Annotated in this window: 13 protein-coding genes; 8 read left to right on the top strand and 5 right to left on the bottom strand. The window is 42.4% G+C overall.

Going from position 1 to position 17,214, the window contains the following annotated elements; genetic code table 11:
* The first annotated feature begins 92 nt into the window (after positions 1-92).
* The 5 genes from ACM0OT_RS07610 (at position 93) to ACM0OT_RS07590 (ending at position 5,587) form a co-directional block, all read left to right on the top strand.
* A complete protein-coding gene (locus tag ACM0OT_RS07610; protein WP_414563792.1) occupies positions 93-1,817 on the top strand; it encodes an alpha/beta hydrolase in 1,725 nt (574 codons plus the stop codon).
* A gap of 97 nt (positions 1,818-1,914) precedes the next feature.
* Positions 1,915-3,351 (top strand): phosphoglucomutase/phosphomannomutase family protein, encoded by a 1,437-nt coding sequence (locus ACM0OT_RS07605; RefSeq protein ID WP_414563791.1) that lies wholly within the window; start codon positions 1,915-1,917, stop codon positions 3,349-3,351.
* 86 nt (positions 3,352-3,437) lie between these two features.
* Positions 3,438-4,016, top strand: a complete 579-nt coding sequence (rdgB, locus tag ACM0OT_RS07600; RefSeq protein ID WP_414563790.1) for an RdgB/HAM1 family non-canonical purine NTP pyrophosphatase — start codon at positions 3,438-3,440, stop codon at positions 4,014-4,016.
* A gap of 217 nt (positions 4,017-4,233) precedes the next feature.
* Positions 4,234-4,683 (top strand): hypothetical protein, encoded by a 450-nt coding sequence (locus tag ACM0OT_RS07595; protein ID WP_414563789.1) that lies wholly within the window; start codon positions 4,234-4,236, stop codon positions 4,681-4,683.
* Between the two features lie 589 nt (positions 4,684-5,272).
* A complete protein-coding gene (locus ACM0OT_RS07590; protein ID WP_414563788.1) occupies positions 5,273-5,587 on the top strand; it encodes a hypothetical protein in 315 nt (104 codons plus the stop codon).
* A 120-nt stretch (positions 5,588-5,707) separates the two neighbouring features.
* Here ACM0OT_RS07590 and menB read toward each other — a convergent pair whose 3' ends face one another.
* Positions 5,708-6,541 carry a 1,4-dihydroxy-2-naphthoyl-CoA synthase gene (gene menB, locus ACM0OT_RS07585; RefSeq protein WP_414563787.1) on the bottom strand — a complete coding sequence of 278 codons (834 nt, stop codon included), beginning with the start codon at positions 6,539-6,541 and terminating at the stop codon, positions 5,708-5,710.
* A 287-nt stretch (positions 6,542-6,828) separates the two neighbouring features.
* On the opposite strand from menB, the gene ACM0OT_RS07580 reads away from it, so the two are divergent.
* Together ACM0OT_RS07580 and ACM0OT_RS07575 are read left to right on the top strand one after the other, a co-directional pair.
* Positions 6,829-8,274, top strand: coding sequence for a folate/biopterin family MFS transporter (locus tag ACM0OT_RS07580; protein WP_414563786.1), 1,446 nt, complete (start codon positions 6,829-6,831; stop codon positions 8,272-8,274).
* A 30-nt stretch (positions 8,275-8,304) separates the two neighbouring features.
* Positions 8,305-9,798 (top strand): carotenoid oxygenase family protein, encoded by a 1,494-nt coding sequence (locus ACM0OT_RS07575; RefSeq protein WP_414563785.1) that lies wholly within the window; start codon positions 8,305-8,307, stop codon positions 9,796-9,798.
* A gap of 56 nt (positions 9,799-9,854) precedes the next feature.
* Here the strand turns inward: ACM0OT_RS07575 and ACM0OT_RS07570 are convergent, their stop codons facing one another.
* Positions 9,855-11,210 (bottom strand): cytochrome P450, encoded by a 1,356-nt coding sequence (locus ACM0OT_RS07570; RefSeq protein WP_414563784.1) that lies wholly within the window; start codon positions 11,208-11,210, stop codon positions 9,855-9,857.
* 199 nt (positions 11,211-11,409) lie between these two features.
* On the opposite strand from ACM0OT_RS07570, the gene ACM0OT_RS07565 reads away from it, so the two are divergent.
* Positions 11,410-11,934, top strand: a complete 525-nt coding sequence (locus ACM0OT_RS07565; protein ID WP_414563783.1) for a PEP-CTERM sorting domain-containing protein — start codon at positions 11,410-11,412, stop codon at positions 11,932-11,934.
* Positions 11,935-12,195: 261 nt separating this feature from the next.
* Here the strand turns inward: ACM0OT_RS07565 and ACM0OT_RS07560 are convergent, their stop codons facing one another.
* From ACM0OT_RS07560 to ACM0OT_RS07550, 3 genes are all read right to left on the bottom strand, one after another.
* Positions 12,196-15,204 carry a bifunctional YncE family protein/alkaline phosphatase family protein gene (locus tag ACM0OT_RS07560; protein WP_414563782.1) on the bottom strand — a complete coding sequence of 1,003 codons (3,009 nt, stop codon included), beginning with the start codon at positions 15,202-15,204 and terminating at the stop codon, positions 12,196-12,198.
* 108 nt (positions 15,205-15,312) lie between these two features.
* Positions 15,313-16,059 carry a COG4280 domain-containing protein gene (locus ACM0OT_RS07555; protein WP_414563781.1) on the bottom strand — a complete coding sequence of 249 codons (747 nt, stop codon included), beginning with the start codon at positions 16,057-16,059 and terminating at the stop codon, positions 15,313-15,315.
* A 69-nt stretch (positions 16,060-16,128) separates the two neighbouring features.
* Positions 16,129-17,172 (bottom strand): ABC transporter ATP-binding protein, encoded by a 1,044-nt coding sequence (locus ACM0OT_RS07550; RefSeq protein ID WP_414563780.1) that lies wholly within the window; start codon positions 17,170-17,172, stop codon positions 16,129-16,131.
* Positions 17,173-17,214 lie beyond the last annotated feature (42 nt).

The raw sequence follows: 17,214 nt of genomic DNA, 5'->3' as shown, positions 1-17,214 counted from the left end.
AAACTTAGTCAACAGGAAAGTGGCAAAAACCACATCCTTCTTTCCTCTGGAACTAAACTAATAGTGGATAAGGTAGACAGCGAGTGTTGCTGATGAAAAAATTTCTGAGATCCCTAAGTTTAGGGCTGTTATCTGTGTTTTTCACTGCGGCTCCCGGACTAGGAGCTGAACGGATTAGCTTTTTTTATCCTCCATTTGGGGAGTTTTCTTTAAGTGTTGATGCTTTAGAAGCCTTTGCCAAAGAAGGCGAAATTACTGATGAATTAGCTTTTTATGCCAGTCGTGCTAACCCGGAACAACTTGCTCAATTGCGAGAACTGCTACAGCAGCGCTTTGATGTCAGTCCCACCCTTGTGTCTCAAGTAACCTACTCACCTATAGGTGAAGACCTGATACAACGGATGGGAGATTTACTGTTAACAGAATCTCGCCAAAATGGTTTCTCTGCCCTACGAGGTGCTTTAATCTTAGCTGCTGCGGAGCCAGAAGGCTTAACAGTTTTGAATTTGCTGCGTCGGTTTCCCTCTCCCCGGGTGCGGCTAAATTTTACAGCCGGGCTAAGGATTGTAGATGATTTATCGCAAGTACTGGAAAAAAGAGACCAGGCGGTGAGTTGGCTTCAGCAAGAAGCACTAAGAGCTACTTTGGCAACAGCTGCACTGAATAAAGAAGATGCCAATGCCCAGGGTGACTTTTCGCAACAACCCGATTTGCGATCGCCTGGCGAATTTTCTTGGCAACGCCTAGAGTTCACCTTCAATGATCGCTCACGCGATCGCACTTTTCCCACAGATATTTATCTCCCTGAAGCTAACTCCACAACTAGCCAGGAATCTCTCTCATCCCCCTTTCCCCTAATTGTGATTTCTCATGGTGTGGCTTCTGATCGTTCTACTTTGGCTTATTTAGCTGAACATTTAGCATCTTACGGTTTTGCTGTAGCTGTCCTAGAACACCCTGGTAGTAACTCAGAACGCGTACAGCGTTACTTAACAGGTTTGGCTGGCCCACTAGAAGCAGAAGAATTTATCGATAGACCTTTGGATATTACATTTCTCCTAGATGAACTGGAGATTATGACCAAGACAAATCCTTTACTACTAGGAAAACTCAATCTTCAGCAAGTCGGGGCCATTGGTCATTCCTTTGGTGGTTACACTGTTTTGACTTTGGCGGGGGCTAAAATCAACCTTGAGCAACTACAACAAGACTGTAGTCCCAGTAATTCCACTTTTAATTTGTCGTTGTTTTTGCAGTGTCAAGTAACTGAGTTAGAAACACTCAATAACCAACTCCAAGACGATCGCATTAAAGCAGTTTTGGCGATTAATCCCTTAACTAGCTCCATTTTTGGAGAAACTGGGATGAGTCAAATTCAAATTCCTGTGATGTTAGTTGGTAGTAGTCAGGATATTGCTACCCCCATATTATCTGAACAAGTTCGCCCCTTCACTTGGCTGACTAACCCCAATAAGTATTTGGCATTAATTGAAAACGCCACCCACTTTAGTGTGATTGCTGAACCAACTTCCGACAATGATGTGTTGCCCATACCAGCAGCATTACTAGGCCCAGATCGAGCGCCGGCTTATGCTTATGTTAAGTCTTTGAGTGTGGCTTTCTTTAACACCCATCTGCTCAACCGTCCTCAATACCGCTCTTATTTACAGCCATCTTATGCCAAATATATTAGTCAAGATTCCTTAAAATTGAGTTTGTTACAGTCTTTATCCGCAGACCAATTGAATCAAGCACTGAACGCGGCAAATTTTCCCTCTTCTACAGCATCACAATTACCGGAAGCTCCTGGTAATTAGTCGTACAGTAAAAGGTGGATATTACTGAGAAGATTTTTTTTGAATTTAGACACTGTACAAATGCTAAAATCCTCAGGTAATCAATTAGGATACCTCGATGCCAGTTGCTGCTAACTCCATTAAGTTTGGTACAGACGGCTGGCGGGGCGTCATTGGTGATGAGTTCACCTTTGAACGCCTAGCCCTGGTCGCGCCAGTTGCTGCAAAAGTATTACATAATACATATTTTTCTACGGTAGGTAGCAAGACAATCGTGGTTGGCTACGATCGCCGATTTATGGCGGAAGACTTTGCTATGGCTGTGGCCGATGCTGTCACCGCTATTGGATTTGATGTTTTGCTTAGTGAAACTTATGCCCCAACACCTGCTTTTAGTTGGGCAGCAAAAGAACTGAATGCTTTGGGAGCGCTGGTAATTACGGCCAGTCATAATCCTGGTTCATATTTGGGTTTAAAAGTCAAGGGTTCCTTTGGTGGTTCAGTACCGCCAGAAGTGACAAAAGAAATAGAAACTTTGTTGTTTGAGGGTGTACCGACTGTAGCCACCCCTGGCAAAAAAGAAAAATTTGACCCTTGGCCCAGTTACACTACAGCCCTCAAAGCCAAAGTTGATATTGCCAAAATTCAAGCAGCCATTGCCTCTGGTAAACTTACCCTAATTGCTGATGTCATGCACGGTGCAGCAGCTGGCGGATTGGCAAAACTATTAGGCGAAGGCGTTCAAGAAATCAACAGCGATCGCGATCCTTTATTTGAAGGTGGGGCGCCAGAACCTTTACCCAAATATCTCTCTCGTTTATTTGAGGTGATCAAAAAACACCGAGAAACAGATAAATCAGGTTTAACTGTAGGTTTAGTATTTGATGGAGACTGCGATCGCATCGCCGCAGTAGATGGAGAAGGTAACTTTTTAAGTTCCCAAATCTTAATCCCCATATTAATTGACCACTTAACCCAACGGCGCAATTTTACTGGCGAAATCGTCAAAACTGTCAGTGGTTCTGATTTAATTCCGCGTGTAGCAGCGTTGCATAACTTGGAGTTATTTGAAACACCAGTCGGATACAAATACATTGCCGACAGAATGTTAGCCGCACATGTGTTGTTAGGCGGTGAAGAATCAGGCGGTATCGGTTACGGCAGTCATATTCCCGAACGTGATGCCCTATTGTCAGCATTGTACGTCCTAGAGGCCATCGTGGAATCTGGGCTAGATTTAAGCGATTACTATCGTTCGTTGCAAGAGCAAACAAAATTTACCTCAACATACGATCGCATTGATTTACCCTTAGCCAGCATGGAAGTGCGATCGCGTCTTTTGCAACAACTGCAAACCCAACCATTAAAAGAGATTGCCGGCAAAGCCGTGATTGATTGCCAAACCATCGACGGTTATAAATTCCGTTTAGCCGACCACAGTTGGTTAATGATTCGCTTTAGTGGTACTGAACCAGTATTACGCCTTTATTGCGAAGCTGCGACGCTTGAACAAGTGCATCAAACCCTAGCTTGGGCGAAAGACTGGGCGGAGTAAGGGAAAGCAGGGGGAACAGGGGGAGATGAGAAAGTATTTTTGTTTTTGTCTCCTTCCAGTACCCAACTATCAATAAAATAAAAATTATGACCAAAACACTCGTAGTAGCAACAGGAAACCCCGGTAAACTGCGGGAACTGCAAGCTTATCTAGCAAATACTGGGTGGGAATTAACCCTTAAACCTGAAGAATTAGAAATTGAAGAAACAGGCGACACCTTTGCAGCCAATGCTTGTCTGAAGGCTTCCCAAGTTGCTCAAGCTACAGGTCAATGGGCCATCGCCGATGATTCTGGGTTGCAAGTAGATGCCCTTAATGGCGCACCAGGGGTATATTCGGCACGTTATGGTAACAGTGACTCAGAACGCATTGCTAGGCTATTAAGAGAATTGGGTGACCAAGTAAATCGCCAAGCACAATTTGTCTGCGCCGTAGCGATCGCTCGTCCTGATGGCACAATTGCCTTAGAATCAGCAGGTGTTTGTCGAGGTGAAATTCTCCATACACCCCGTGGCACAGGTGGTTTCGGCTACGATCCCATATTCTACGTTCCTGAAAAGCAATTGACCTTTGCAGAGATGCCGCGAGAGTTAAAAGGGTCAATTAGCCATCGTGGTCAAGCTTTGAGTGCTTTAATTCCCCAATTAGAAAAGTCTGCGTTCTAGGGGTTGGAGAGAGGTTCATCGAACTCAGGTTAATATGAGATGCACTATTGCAACAATGCACCCGACTACATACACGATGTCTATGCATTTAACTATCGAACGAAAGAGTTAATTCTATTAGCAACTGATGACCGTAAAACCTCCGTCTAGAGAACGATTTGGACAACGATTCAAATGAAGTAGAAATAGTATACTAAATTCCAAAAGTTTGTATCCTATGAAACTGAATTATTTTACAAAACGGCTCTCGACTCTAGGACGTTGGATAGCTACAACTGTGTTTTGTGTATCCGCGATCGCCTTTGTTTGGCAGGGTGCGTTTTTATCGAATCATGTAGCAATGGCTAATCCTGCGGCAAACTTAATCGCATCAACAGATGTAGGGGATAAAATTCAAGACAAAGCCAGTGAAGATGCTGGGCGAGCCAAGAACTTTATTCGAGACAGTGCAGATAAAGTTAAGGAAACAGCAAACAAAAACGCCAATAAAATTGATCGCGCAACTGATGACAATGGGAGTTTTATCGAGCGTAAAGCAAACAGAGATACGGCTCGAATTGAGCAAAGAGCAGAAGAAGATGCAGCTCGCACTCAAAAGGCAGTAGACAATACAAAAAACATTGTTGAAAGTGCCATTGATAACATTCAAGATGCTTTCAATAACTAGAAAATAGTTCACATGTTTCACAGAGAAATTGTACTTTTCTGCTGTGGGATGTTTGAACAGTTTCGTCTAAATAAGCTGCTTGGCAGTTTATCTGACTTTTCACGTCATGTGGAAAATTCCACGGAAAATCTAACTGACAAACCAGGGATTCAAAGTCTCTCTCCTGCGAGGAGAGAGATTTAGAGAGAGGTTTTCCAGATACCGTGAAAAGTTAGGGCAGCTTATTTGTATAAAATTAAATAAATTTGATGTCAGATTGTGCTATCCATCCTAGATACATCACAACTATGTGTCTGAAAAAATATAATTTAAGAATATCTTAGTAATTCATTTTAAATTTAGATTTAATCTAAATCCTTCCCTTTATTATTGATCCCCAGCTAGTTTTAGACAAAACTTAGTGGGTGTCTACTATAGTGATCATTTACAAATATAACAAGAATCTAAAAACATCCTAAAGTTTATTTTATTGTGGGGATCGCTGAAAGTAGGGAAAACAATGACTTTGTAGCGATATTCCGTATTTATATCTAGGAGCAAAATATAAGAATGCAAATCACGCCCTAAACTGCATTAAAGATGAACCCAAATGAAACCTATTAAATTCTTGACATCTGCCTGTAGATATTGTCGTCATTACCAGCCAGAAGGTCGCCGTGGCGGTATGTGTCAACAGTTGGGATCACCAGTACAAGCCAATTGGAAAGCTTGTTCTTTAGCGCTTCCACCTTTTGCACCTTCTTGGGAGACTTTAGAAGATGCTTGGATTTTACCAGATGCGACACGAGTTGTAGGTTCTTCTCATCAACCCGCGTTGGATGTAGAAAATGAAACCCTTACCCCTGTAGAAGAAATATTTAATATTACCTCCCAAGAAGTTAATACTAGGGCAGTGCGAATTTAGGTATCCACAAATAGACTCAATCTGTATTTTATATTAAGATTTGACTTTAAAATTTCTGGCGCTGTGATCTTTGAAATTCTAAAAAAATCGCACCTTGTTCACGGTGCGATTTTTGCAATTTTAAGGGAGCCAGGGAAAGGTACGAAAATTTGGTGGGCGCTTTTCTAAAAAGGCTTGTTTGCCTTCAGAACCCTCTTCTGTCATGTAATACAGTAAAGTAGCATTGCCAGCAAGTTCTTGTAAACCAGCTTGTCCGTCACAATCAGCGTTGAATGCGGCTTTCAGACACCGAATCGCAATCGGACTTTTTTCTAAAATTTCTTGTGCCCATTGCATACCTTCAATTTCTAGTTGTTCTATGGGGACGACACAATTTACTAAACCCATATCTAGAGCTTGTTGTGCATCATATTGGCGGCAAAGAAACCAAATTTCTCGGGCCTTTTTTTGCCCCACAACCCGCGCGAGATAACTAGCGCCAAAACCACCATCAAAACTGCCGACTTTGGGGCCAGTTTGTCCAAAAATAGCATTATCAGCGGCAATGGTGAGGTCACAAAGCAAATGCAGGACATGTCCACCACCGATAGCATAACCAGCAACCAAAGCAATCACGACTTTTGGCATGGAACGAATTAGGCGTTGTAAATCTAATACGTTCAAGCGGGGAATACCTGCTTCGTCTACATAACCTGCTTGTCCACGTACAGATTGATCACCACCAGCACAAAAGGCATATTTACCATCGGTATGAGGCCCAGCACCAGTAAACAGTACTACGCCTATACTGGTATCTTCACGAGCATCGCAGAAAGCATCATACAGCTCAAATACAGTTTTGGGACGGAAAGCATTACGTTTGTGGGGACGATTGATGGTGATTTTAGCAATCCCATCAATTTTGTGATATAGAATGTCTTCGTAGGTTTTGGCAGTTTGCCAGTTTATGTGCATGATCTATGAAAGCTGGGAATTAGGGAAATTCTGAAATATTCATTTACTTGACTAATCTACAGGAATTGGGACAGCTTATTACTTTCTAGAACCAGAGAAATGGAAATGGGGCAGAGAGAATGGGGAATGAGGATAAGAGAAGTTATATGTGAATACGGCTGATATAAAGGTATTAAGTTATGGGTATTTCTTGTATTTGTTACCAGAGGGGTAGCCCCGTGGAACACTCAAATTATGAGAAATCGATATGATAGAAAAGTAGATAAAACTTAAAAAATATTTATCAAATGCAGATAGACTCTACTGGCTTGTCCAAGGTCAAAGACTCCATAAAAAGTAAAATCTTCTTCGGTCATGAACCCAGCGCCGAGTTGATGGCAATTCTTACTGTTTACTTTGTCCAAGGAATTTTAGGGCTGGCACGTCTAGCTGTGAGCTTTTTTCTCAAAGATGAATTACTGCTGAGTCCGGCTCAAGTGTCAGCGCTATTTGGAATAGTGGCATTACCTTGGATTATCAAGCCGGTATTTGGCTTTATTTCTGACGGCTTACCCATATTCGGTTACCGCCGCCGGCCATATTTGGTGCTATCTGGACTACTGGGAGCGATTTCTTGGGTGAGTTTGGCAACCATAGTTCATACTAGCTGGGCAGCTACCCTGGCGATCGCTCTCGGTTCCCTTTCTGTTGCTGTCAGCGATGTCATAGTTGACTCTCTAGTTGTGGAACGCGCCAGAGTAGAATCCCAAGCTGATGCTGGTTCATTACAATCTTTGTGTTGGGGTGCTTCCGCATTTGGGGGCTTACTTACAGCCTACTTTAGCGGGATGCTCCTCGAACATTTCACCACCCGCACTGTATTTTGGATTACCGCTTCATTTCCTCTAATTGTCTCAGCCGTGGCGTGGTTAATTGCCGAAACCCCCATCAGCAAAGATTCCCCAGATAGTAATAATTCCCTCAGCACCAAGCATCAACTGAAGCAACTACGCCAAGCCATTAGCCAAAAAGCAATTTGGCTACCCACAGCATTTGTATTTGTCTGGCTAGCCACCCCAACCGCCGATGCAGCTTTTTTCTTTTTCAGCACCAACGAACTACACTTTCAACCAGAATTTTTAGGTAGGGTACGGCTAGTTACCAGCGGCGCTTCATTAATCGGTATTTGGATTTTTCAACGTTTTCTCAAAAGCGTTTCCTTTCGCTTGATTTTTGGTTGGAGTACAGTTCTATCAGCCGCTTTGGGAATGACAATGCTGCTGCTGGTAACTCACACCAATCGAGCTTTGGGTATAGATGATCACTGGTTTAGTTTGGGTGATAGTCTCATCTTGACAGTCATGGGACAAATTGCTTATATGCCAGTTTTGGTACTCGCGGCGAGATTGTGTCCTCCAGGAGTCGAAGCCACATTATTTGCTGTATTAATGTCGGTGTCGAACTTAGCCGGCATGGTTTCCTATGAATTTGGCGCTATGATCATGCATTGGCTGGGCATCACTGAAACAAACTTTGAATCACTTTGGTTATTGGTAATTATTACGAACCTCAGCACATTATTACCACTGCCATTCATTAACTGGCTACCTGCTAACGATCCACAATCTGAGACATTAACATTACAACCTGCATTGGCTAATAATCAAGAACAACCATTTGTCCCTGAATTAATGTCCGAACTCATGCTGAGAGAAATAGACTCAGACGTAGTTAAGCCACAAAGACAACAATAATATTTTTCGAATGAGTTAAAACCAAATAAGATGCAGACATTAAAAACAGAAGACAGCCTAACTCCCCAAAAATCTTACACCCGTGAAGATTGGCAAGGCGGATATCAATCGCTTAATCAAGAGTTCGATTATTGGATTGATGATATAGAAGGGCAAATTCCCCCAGAATTACAAGGGACTTTGTTTCGTAACGGCCCTGGTTTGCTGGATATAAATGGACAACGCATTCATCATCCTTTTGATGGCGATGGGATGATTAGCCGCATCAGCTTTGTGAATGGCCGCGCCCATTACCGCAACCGGTTTGTTCGCACTGAAGGCTATATAGCCGAACAAAAAGCCGGAAAAATATTGTATCGGGGTGTCTTTGGTACTCAAAAACCTGGTGGTTGGTTAGCTAATATTTTCGACTTCAAAATTAAAGATATTGCTAACACCAATGTCATTTATTGGGGTGGTAAACTCTTGGCACTATGGGAAGCAACCGAACCCCATCATCTAGACCCTCATACCCTAGAAACTTTAGGCCGAGAATATTTTAATGGGGTTTTATCACCCGGTGATGCTTTCAGCGCCCATCCCAGATTTGACCCTAGTTGCAACCAAGACGGCGGCGCACCTTGCTTAGTTAATTTCTCGATTAAACCGGGGTTATCCACTACAATTACGCTTTTTGAATTAAATGTAGCAGGTGAGATTGTCAGAAAGCAGGCTCATAGCGTTCCGGGCTTTTGTTTCATTCACGATTTTGTCATTACTCCCAATTACTGTATATTCTTTCAAAATCCTGTCACCTTTAACCCCATACCTTTAGCGTTGGGAATACGCGCAGCCGGGGAATGTATTCAGTTTCAACCTCATAAACCAACTCAGATTATAGTTATTCCGCGTAATCCTCAAGTTGGGCAAACAAAGGTGAAAATTTTAGAAGCTCAATCTGGCTTTGTCTTCCACCATGCAAATGCTTTTGAGGTGGGTGACGAAATTGTCATTGACTCAATTTGTTATGAATCATTACCAGAAGTTGAGCCTGAAAGCGATTTTCGACAAGTTAATTTTGAGGCCAATTTACCTGGTCAATTGTGGCGATTTCATCTCAATTTGGCAAATGGGACAGTGCGACAAGAAATAATTGAAAGTCGTTGTTGTGAATTTCCCACTATAAATCCCGCATGTGTTGGACAGCCATATCAATACTTATACATAGGTGCGGCTCATAATCAAACAGGCAATGCCCCCTTGCAGGCATTATTAAAACTCAATTTAAAATCTGGAGAAAGACAACTTTGGAGTGCTGCACCTCGTGGTTTTATCGGTGAGCCGATTTTTGTCCCTCGTCCAGATGCAGGCAAAGAAGATGATGGCTGGGTGTTAGCCTTGGTGTATGATGCAGCACATAATCGTTCAGACGTAGTGATATTGGATGCTAGTGATTTTAATAAAGGTGCAGTTGCTAAACTACATCTCAAACATCATATCCCCTATGGTTTGCATGGAAACTTCACTAATGAGGTGTTTGTATAGTGGGGAGTAGGGAAAAGAACGAACCTATCCCCCTCGTCTTCCTCAATAAGTCTTTTCTATGACTTTGCGCCCCTTGGCGTTAAAAATTTCACCTGTAAACCATCGTGAGGATGGGGCGTGGGTACCATGATTAAATCCAAGTTTTGTTCGGGTACTAGTTCCCAGTGAGATTCACGGATTAAAAGCGCTGCAAATAGCTTCATTTCCAACTTGGCAAACTCCTTGCCTAGACATTCTCGCACTCCCCCACCAAAGGGTAAATAACTAAAGGGTTTTTGTTTATCCTCAGCCCGTTCTGGTGCGAAGCGCTGGGGGTCAAAGCTTTCTGGTTTAGTATATGTAGTGCTATCTTGATGTGTTTTGCCTATCTGGTAAAGAACAGACCAACCTTCGGGAATACGATAGCCATTAAACTCACATGACTGAGTAACCCGCCGAAAACCTCCACCCACTGGAGGGATAGTTCGGAGAACTTCTTTGAGTACTAGGTCTAGATATTCCATCTGCTTGAGATGTTCTGGTGTCAATGGTTCCTCAATAGCCAGTTGTTGTTGTTCTGCACAAACTTTGGCTAATACTTCGGGATGCTGTGCTAACCGTAAACAAAAAGAAGCGATCGCGGAAGTTAATGTTTCATGACCAGCAAACAGCAACAACAGCACTTGGTCTTTGAGTTCTGCCAAGCTGAGACGATTTCCATCTTCATCTTGGGCTTTTAGAAGTAGTCCCAAAGCATCTTCATCGGAATCAGGTTGCTGTTGACGTTGCAATATAATTTCTTCAATTTTTGCCAATAGCTGCTGACGACAACGTAGCGCCCGACCAAACTTAGTCCAGGGTAAATTTATGGGAATAGTGAATAAACCTTGACACCACTCCTCAAACAATTCACTAAAAAGGCTATCAGAGGCTGCATCTGTTCCTATGAGTAATTTGCAAGCCACATCAAAGGTATATTTTCTGATTTCGGGATACCATGTCAAAGTACCCATATTTTGCCATTTGTGTAGATAGCTGCGGGTAATCTCTGCCATTTTAGGCACATACCCAGCTAGCGCCCTTGGTTGAAAAGCTTGGGCAAGTAACTTCCGTCGCTTTTGGTGTATACCTCCTGATTGTGTTGCTACACATGCTGGCCCTAGTAAAATTCTTGTACTCTCAGGCCAAGTGTTCAAAAAGTATTGATTTTCATTAGTTAATAAAAAACGATTAGCATCAGCCCCAATCATTATCACTGTCGGTTGCCCGAATAAATGGGTTTTGACGATGGAACCGTATTGCTTCTGTCGCTTATCAGCAAATTCCGCATCGCGCAAAAAGCTGATAGTCTCGCCAATCAAAGGTAAGCCGAATTTACCAGGGGGTAGAGGTAGGTCTTGTTGATTAGCTGTCACTGTATTTTGGGTTTTCATAAAACTAGTAACGATACAAATCTTAAAAATTATTTTGGAGTTTTGATGTTGTGTTTACCTCTGATTAAATTCTGCTTAAACTTGTAACTTTACACTTAACTAGCTGCAAATATTAAATCAATTAATTTTGTAGTCAATAGCGATGGTGTGGATTATCCATCAAAGATAATTGCAGAAATTTATCTTGAGGTAAACTAATATGAAACAGGTTCCAAAATTAACGCTAATTGCTACTAGTTTAGCTCTGAGTATAGCTGCTGTAGATCAACAGGCAGCTTCTGCTGCCGTGATTAATTATGCTTTCACTGTAGATAGTTCTTTAATTAATGGCAATGGTTCTTTTAGCTTTGATGATACAACCTTCACCAATGAAGCTATTCCCACAGCACCAGTTCAGTTACTAAACTTCACCTTCAACAATAATCCTCAAACTATTTACACTGAGCAGGATGATATTGACTATCTAACACTAGGTCCACTTGTATTTCCAACTGTGGCTGGTAATTCACCTATCGGACTGTCTTATGTGTTTAATGACAAATTGAATAGTTTAATAGAGTATGAAATTGCAGGATATGACTTTATTGTCAGTGGGCAAACCTTCAATAATGCAGTTTCTTATACTGCTATTCCTGAACCTGCAACCTTATTTGGTACTTTCACTGCTTGCAGTATTGTCTGGCTGACGTCACGAAAAGTTAAATCTGCAAAAAAAGCTGCTTAACCTCTAATAAAATTACAAAATTACCCTAATTTTTGAATTAGTTAAAGAACTAGATCCCATTAATCAGGATCTTTTTTTTACATAAAGCTTGGCAAGTAGGCGAAATATTAAAGTTTTGAAATAAACCTCTAGCTTCTTTTTGACAGAAAACTAGAGGTGATTAAAATTTATCTAAATCCTATGGCTTGATCAAGGACTTGTAAGTCATTAAACATTCGTGATCAAGAAGTTCATCATTACTTACTTCCAATCACAGAGGATTTATGATTTTGCTTGATTTACAAGTAGTTGCGCGCGGTTTTGGCGGAGGTCTGTATGACTACGCTCTGTAGGATAAGGCACATTGTCGCCTTTAATGCCAGACCACAACACACGGTTGAATTTCTCAGAATCGAGTTTATCTTCAACTTCAAAGTAGAAATCTTTAGTTGCTTGCGCCCACCACTGTTTGTCATGCAGCGAGGGATGAGCAGCAGTCTTTTCTACATTAGGGTCATTGCAAGCTGGTACAAGGTTGGGATCTACAGGATCAGCACACAAGTTACCAGGTACAACAGCAGTGTAAGGTGTAAAGTCAGGGGTTCTAGTGAATGCATCTGACATGGGCTTGGCGTTGGCATCATTCATCCCCATATAGCCGATACCCAATAAGTCCTCCATTGTCCGTAGCACATCAACAGTGTTGTAGTTAGTGCTGATGAGAGCATTTCGCTTAGTGTAAGGCGAAATAATATAGGCTATTGAGCGATGACTATCTACATGGTCAGGGCCGTTTTGACAGTCGTCTTCCAGTATAACGATCGCAGTTTCTTTCCATAGAGGAGACTTGGAGATTTTTTCTACCAACAAGCCCACAGCATAATCATTATCAGCCATTTGCAATTCGACTGTATTCAAACCAGCTACAGCATTACCAAAGTTACCAAAGTGGTCATGATGCAGACGTACCATAGATAAGTTAGGTAGTTCATTCCTGGCTAAATAGCTATCAATGTCACGTGCCCACTCATTATATAAATAGATATCTGGGTGTTTCTGGTCATATCCCCGGAAGAAAACATCAGTTTTATCCAACAATACAGTTTTTGCTGCTACAGCTTGAGGAATATTGTCAGCAGCAGGAGTCGGAGAAATGGGAATGTAAAGTGGGTTATTGAGATCTGGTTGTGTGGGATCTGATTGATTAGTACCGTATGTACCAGTAACATAGAAACCATAGTTACGTACAGTTTTACCAGCACGTAAGGCTGCATCCCAAATATAGCCACCGACACTATTTGGTGAAATATCACCATCACCTGCGGGAGCATTTACATCTTTGTTCCCAGGTAAAATCCCAGATTGACCGGAGGGATCTAAAACTCCCGTTATCCGCGTAGTGAACTGAGAACCAGCAGCAGAAGTTTGTGGCAGAACAATATTGATGTTACGATTACTACCTTCATAATCGTATGTTAAACCGTTAAACCCAGCATTACCATAAAGTACCGACTGAGTTTTTTCGGTGTAATCAGTAGTCCGTGCATAAGTAGACCAATTCCAACCCATACCACTAGATTCACCAGAATCGTAGAAGTTATCAAAAGTGACAAAATCCAGAGCCAACTTGTGATGGTTAGGTGAAATCGGTTCCGGTAATAAAGTCAGAGCAGGATCGCCATTACCGATGGGTAAATCACCAAGAACTTGGTCATAGGTGCGGTTTTCTTTCAGCACGTAAATAACATGCTTAATTTTCCCTTGTAAAAACCTCATTGTCCTGTCGGGACGACGATTGAGGAAACCGTTGTTTGTGTCTACCTGTTGTGAAAGCGCAGCTAAGGTTCCACCTTTAGGAACTGGAATAACTGCAATACCAGCTTTTTCTAAAGCCCAGGTATACTCATTTCTAAAGGTAGTGTTGCGGGCTTGTCCGGCGGCTGTGGTTCTGTTATTGGAAGGGTTGGGGCCCGAATTGCTCTTGGCATTAACCACAAACAATTTTTGACCATCTTTGCTAACACTAACAGAGTTAGGATACCAGCCTGTAGGGATACGTCCAGCTACCCGACCGGCTCGTAAATCCACAACAGCCACTGCATTCTCACCAGCTAAAGTAACGTAAAGAGTGCGTTCGTCTGGGCTAATAGCTAAAGAGTTGGGACTTGCTCCTTTGTATTTATCGTTTGGTCGAGACAAAGAGATAGTCTGAACAACAATGTTGCTATTAGTATCGATAACCGAAATTGAGTCGCTATTACCATTAGCTACATACAGTTGATTTTGCTCAGGAGAAAGCAGGATTTTGTTGGGTTGGCTACCTACATGTATGCGAGTAATTGCTCCAGAAGCAACATCAACAGCCACTACTTCATCATCACGCTGGCTACTTACGAAAGCTTTGCCAATTGCACCATTACTTGTATTCTTGATAGCAACATCAAAGGGAAATTCTCCTGTTGCTACTTGATCGCCTGGTTCAAAAAATTTAATTTCTTTGAGTACTTGACGATTAGCAGTATTGACAACTGATATGGAGTCATTCTCAAAATTAGCAGCTATTAAAGTATTGCCATCTTGACTAACAGCAAGACCTGCCACAACTGCTCCTGTTGATGCAGCACTAGCGGGTGTATTCTTCAACAAACCACCATCGTAGCTAGGGAAAGGTACAGTTTGGTTAGAGTTGTGACCTAAGAGAATAAACGGAGCGTCTGGGACAAATTGACTACCATTGGCAGCATAAACATAGACGCGATCGTCAATACCACCAGATACATAAAAGCGTGAGCCATCTTTTGCCCACGCTAAACCATTGTATGTATTAGGAATATTGATCTGTTGGCGCTTGACTAACTTACCACTGCTGACATCGAAGACAAAAACCCATTCTGCTTTGCGGGTTGTTGTACCAGTGGGTTGACCAGTTACTGGGTCTAAAACAGGATAAGTGAGATTTTCACCAGTATTTTGATCTCTGAAGTTCTGGTTATAGCTGCTGGTCAGTACCAAGAGAGTTTTACCATCAGGGCTGAGAGTAGTTGTTACAGCTCCTGCCGCATCAGCATTGTTATCGGCACGCAAACCAGTAGCTAGAGGTGCAAAGGTTGAGCCTGGGGCTGCGGCGGGTGTAATCACTTGACCTGTGGGTAATAATGCTCCACCTTCAGGCAGCTCACCAACAGGGCTAGTAGAAAGTACAGCGTTGACTATTTGTACACTGCTAACTACTATCGCCACTGCAACTAGCAGGCTTAATAGAAGATATCGCTTCCGCTGGAAATTTAGCATTTGCTGTTCTCAGACATTAAGTTTGCCTACACAGCTAATACTCCTGTTTCTTAGTTAAGGGAAAGATAAGATGAGGTTACTTGAATGGTACTAATTCTTGACGAATTGTTAATTCATCTCACCGATAACTTCCTCTGGCTTTTGCTGTCTTACTTGCCAACGCAAAATTGCAGAGGCGATCGCCATACCGACACCCCAAGCTAGAGGTAACCAAATAATTGCCCAATGACCACCAGGCCACTCTATATCCAATCCTGCACCCAGCCAGTAAAGACCAAATCCCATCAGCAGCATTGCGGCGACAAACTTCATTGGCTTCACGGGTACTTGTTGGAGTGGCGCTCTAAATAAGAAAGCAAACACCACCAAGCCAAATGCTGCAAATCCGGCTCCACCAATCGACTCTAGCCATTGGCCGCCAGCAGCACCCAACGTCACTACAGCGATCGCCACTTCCACACTATCTAAGAGCGCCCCTTTAAAGGTGGTGATGACAGCAAACCAATTCCAGCCAGATTGATTACCGTCTTTTGCTAATTGCGTTTCCAGCCTATCTTCATCATCTTTACGCTTCTTGGGAATGCCGGCGTAGTACTTAACAATGGAACGTGTCCACTTTTGACCAAACAGTAGTAGTAAAACGCCTGCGACAATTCTGAGAATATCTACGGGGATGAGAGTCAAACTTTTGCCTAAAACAAGAGATAACAGTAAAGTCAAGCCGATACCACCACTGGAACCAACCAGGGCATTACGCCAACCAGCCAATCTCCCGACAACGATGACTATACCGAGAATCTCGACTAATTCAATCAAAGAACCAGCAAAACTAGCTAGAAAGATTTCCCAATTCATAATATTGTGATACCTCAAATTTTGATAGATGGTAGAAACAAAAAGCTTTTGGCTTTCACTGGCTTAACCTTAGGGAAAAAACCTCAAATTTGGCTCTGTTAAAGACACATTGACCCGTGTGCCGCTCTCCAGCGTAACAGTAGCTGGTGTCCTTGCATACAACTTTTTCCCAGAGAGTGTACACAAACAATATCGATATTCATGACCCAAAAAATGGCGTGTTTCAATAACAGCTAGACCATCACTAGCTGGCTGTAAAGTCATCTTTTCTTCAGGGATCATCAATTCTCCTGTGTCTGAAACTTGACCAAAGTTGTAAACAGGGAAATATCCCACTTCTGTTTGCCAGAAATTTTCCCGCCGCTGAACTGGTAGGAAGTTGGACTGGGTAACAAATTCTGCCACAAAACGAGACGCTGGCTGAGTATAAATTTCTTCTGGTGTTCCTAATTGTTCTAATTTACCTTGCTGCATCACAGCCACCTGGTCAGCGATCGCTAGTGCTTCTTGTTGGTCGTGGGTAACAAAAATACCGGATACACCTTGGTTTTTGATAATTTCTAAAACTTCTTCGCGCAATTTTAATCTTACTTGTACATCTAAATTACTCAATGGTTCATCCAGCAGTAAAAGTTTAGGTTGAGGAGCTAAAGCACGAGCTAGGGCTACCCGCTGTTGTTGACCACCAGATAATTCATGCGGATAGCGTTTTTCCATGCCTTGGAGTCTGACTAAAGCTAATAACTCTGCTACTTTTTGAGAGCGATCGCTTTTTTTAATCCATCGCAAACCAAAGGCAATGTTTTCCGCCACCGATAAATGCGGAAACAAGGCATAATCTTGAAATAGCATCCCGATACAGCGTTTTTCTGGCGGCACCCAGTTACCATTCCCTGCAACTAACTGTCCCGCAATTTCTACAGTTCCCACTTGTGGAGATACAAACCCAGCAATAGTTCGTAGGAGTGTTGTTTTCCCACATCCAGAAGGCCCCAGTAACCCTAGTACATCTCCTGGTGCTAATGCCAAACTTACTCCAGCCAAGACTGGAGTATTCATCTGAGAAAACTGAAGTGTTACATTCTCCAAACGTAAAATTGCTGATTTAGCCATTTAATCGTCCTTCTAGCTAAAAACTGCTTTTTTCCTGATTCT

Source organism: Anabaena sp. CCY 9613, from assembly GCF_963920895.1.
Classification (GTDB): Bacteria; Cyanobacteriota; Cyanobacteriia; order Cyanobacteriales; family Nostocaceae; genus Cyanocohniella.
The sequence above is the reverse complement of the archived record's forward strand: the minus strand, read 5'-3'. Positions and strand labels throughout refer to the sequence as shown.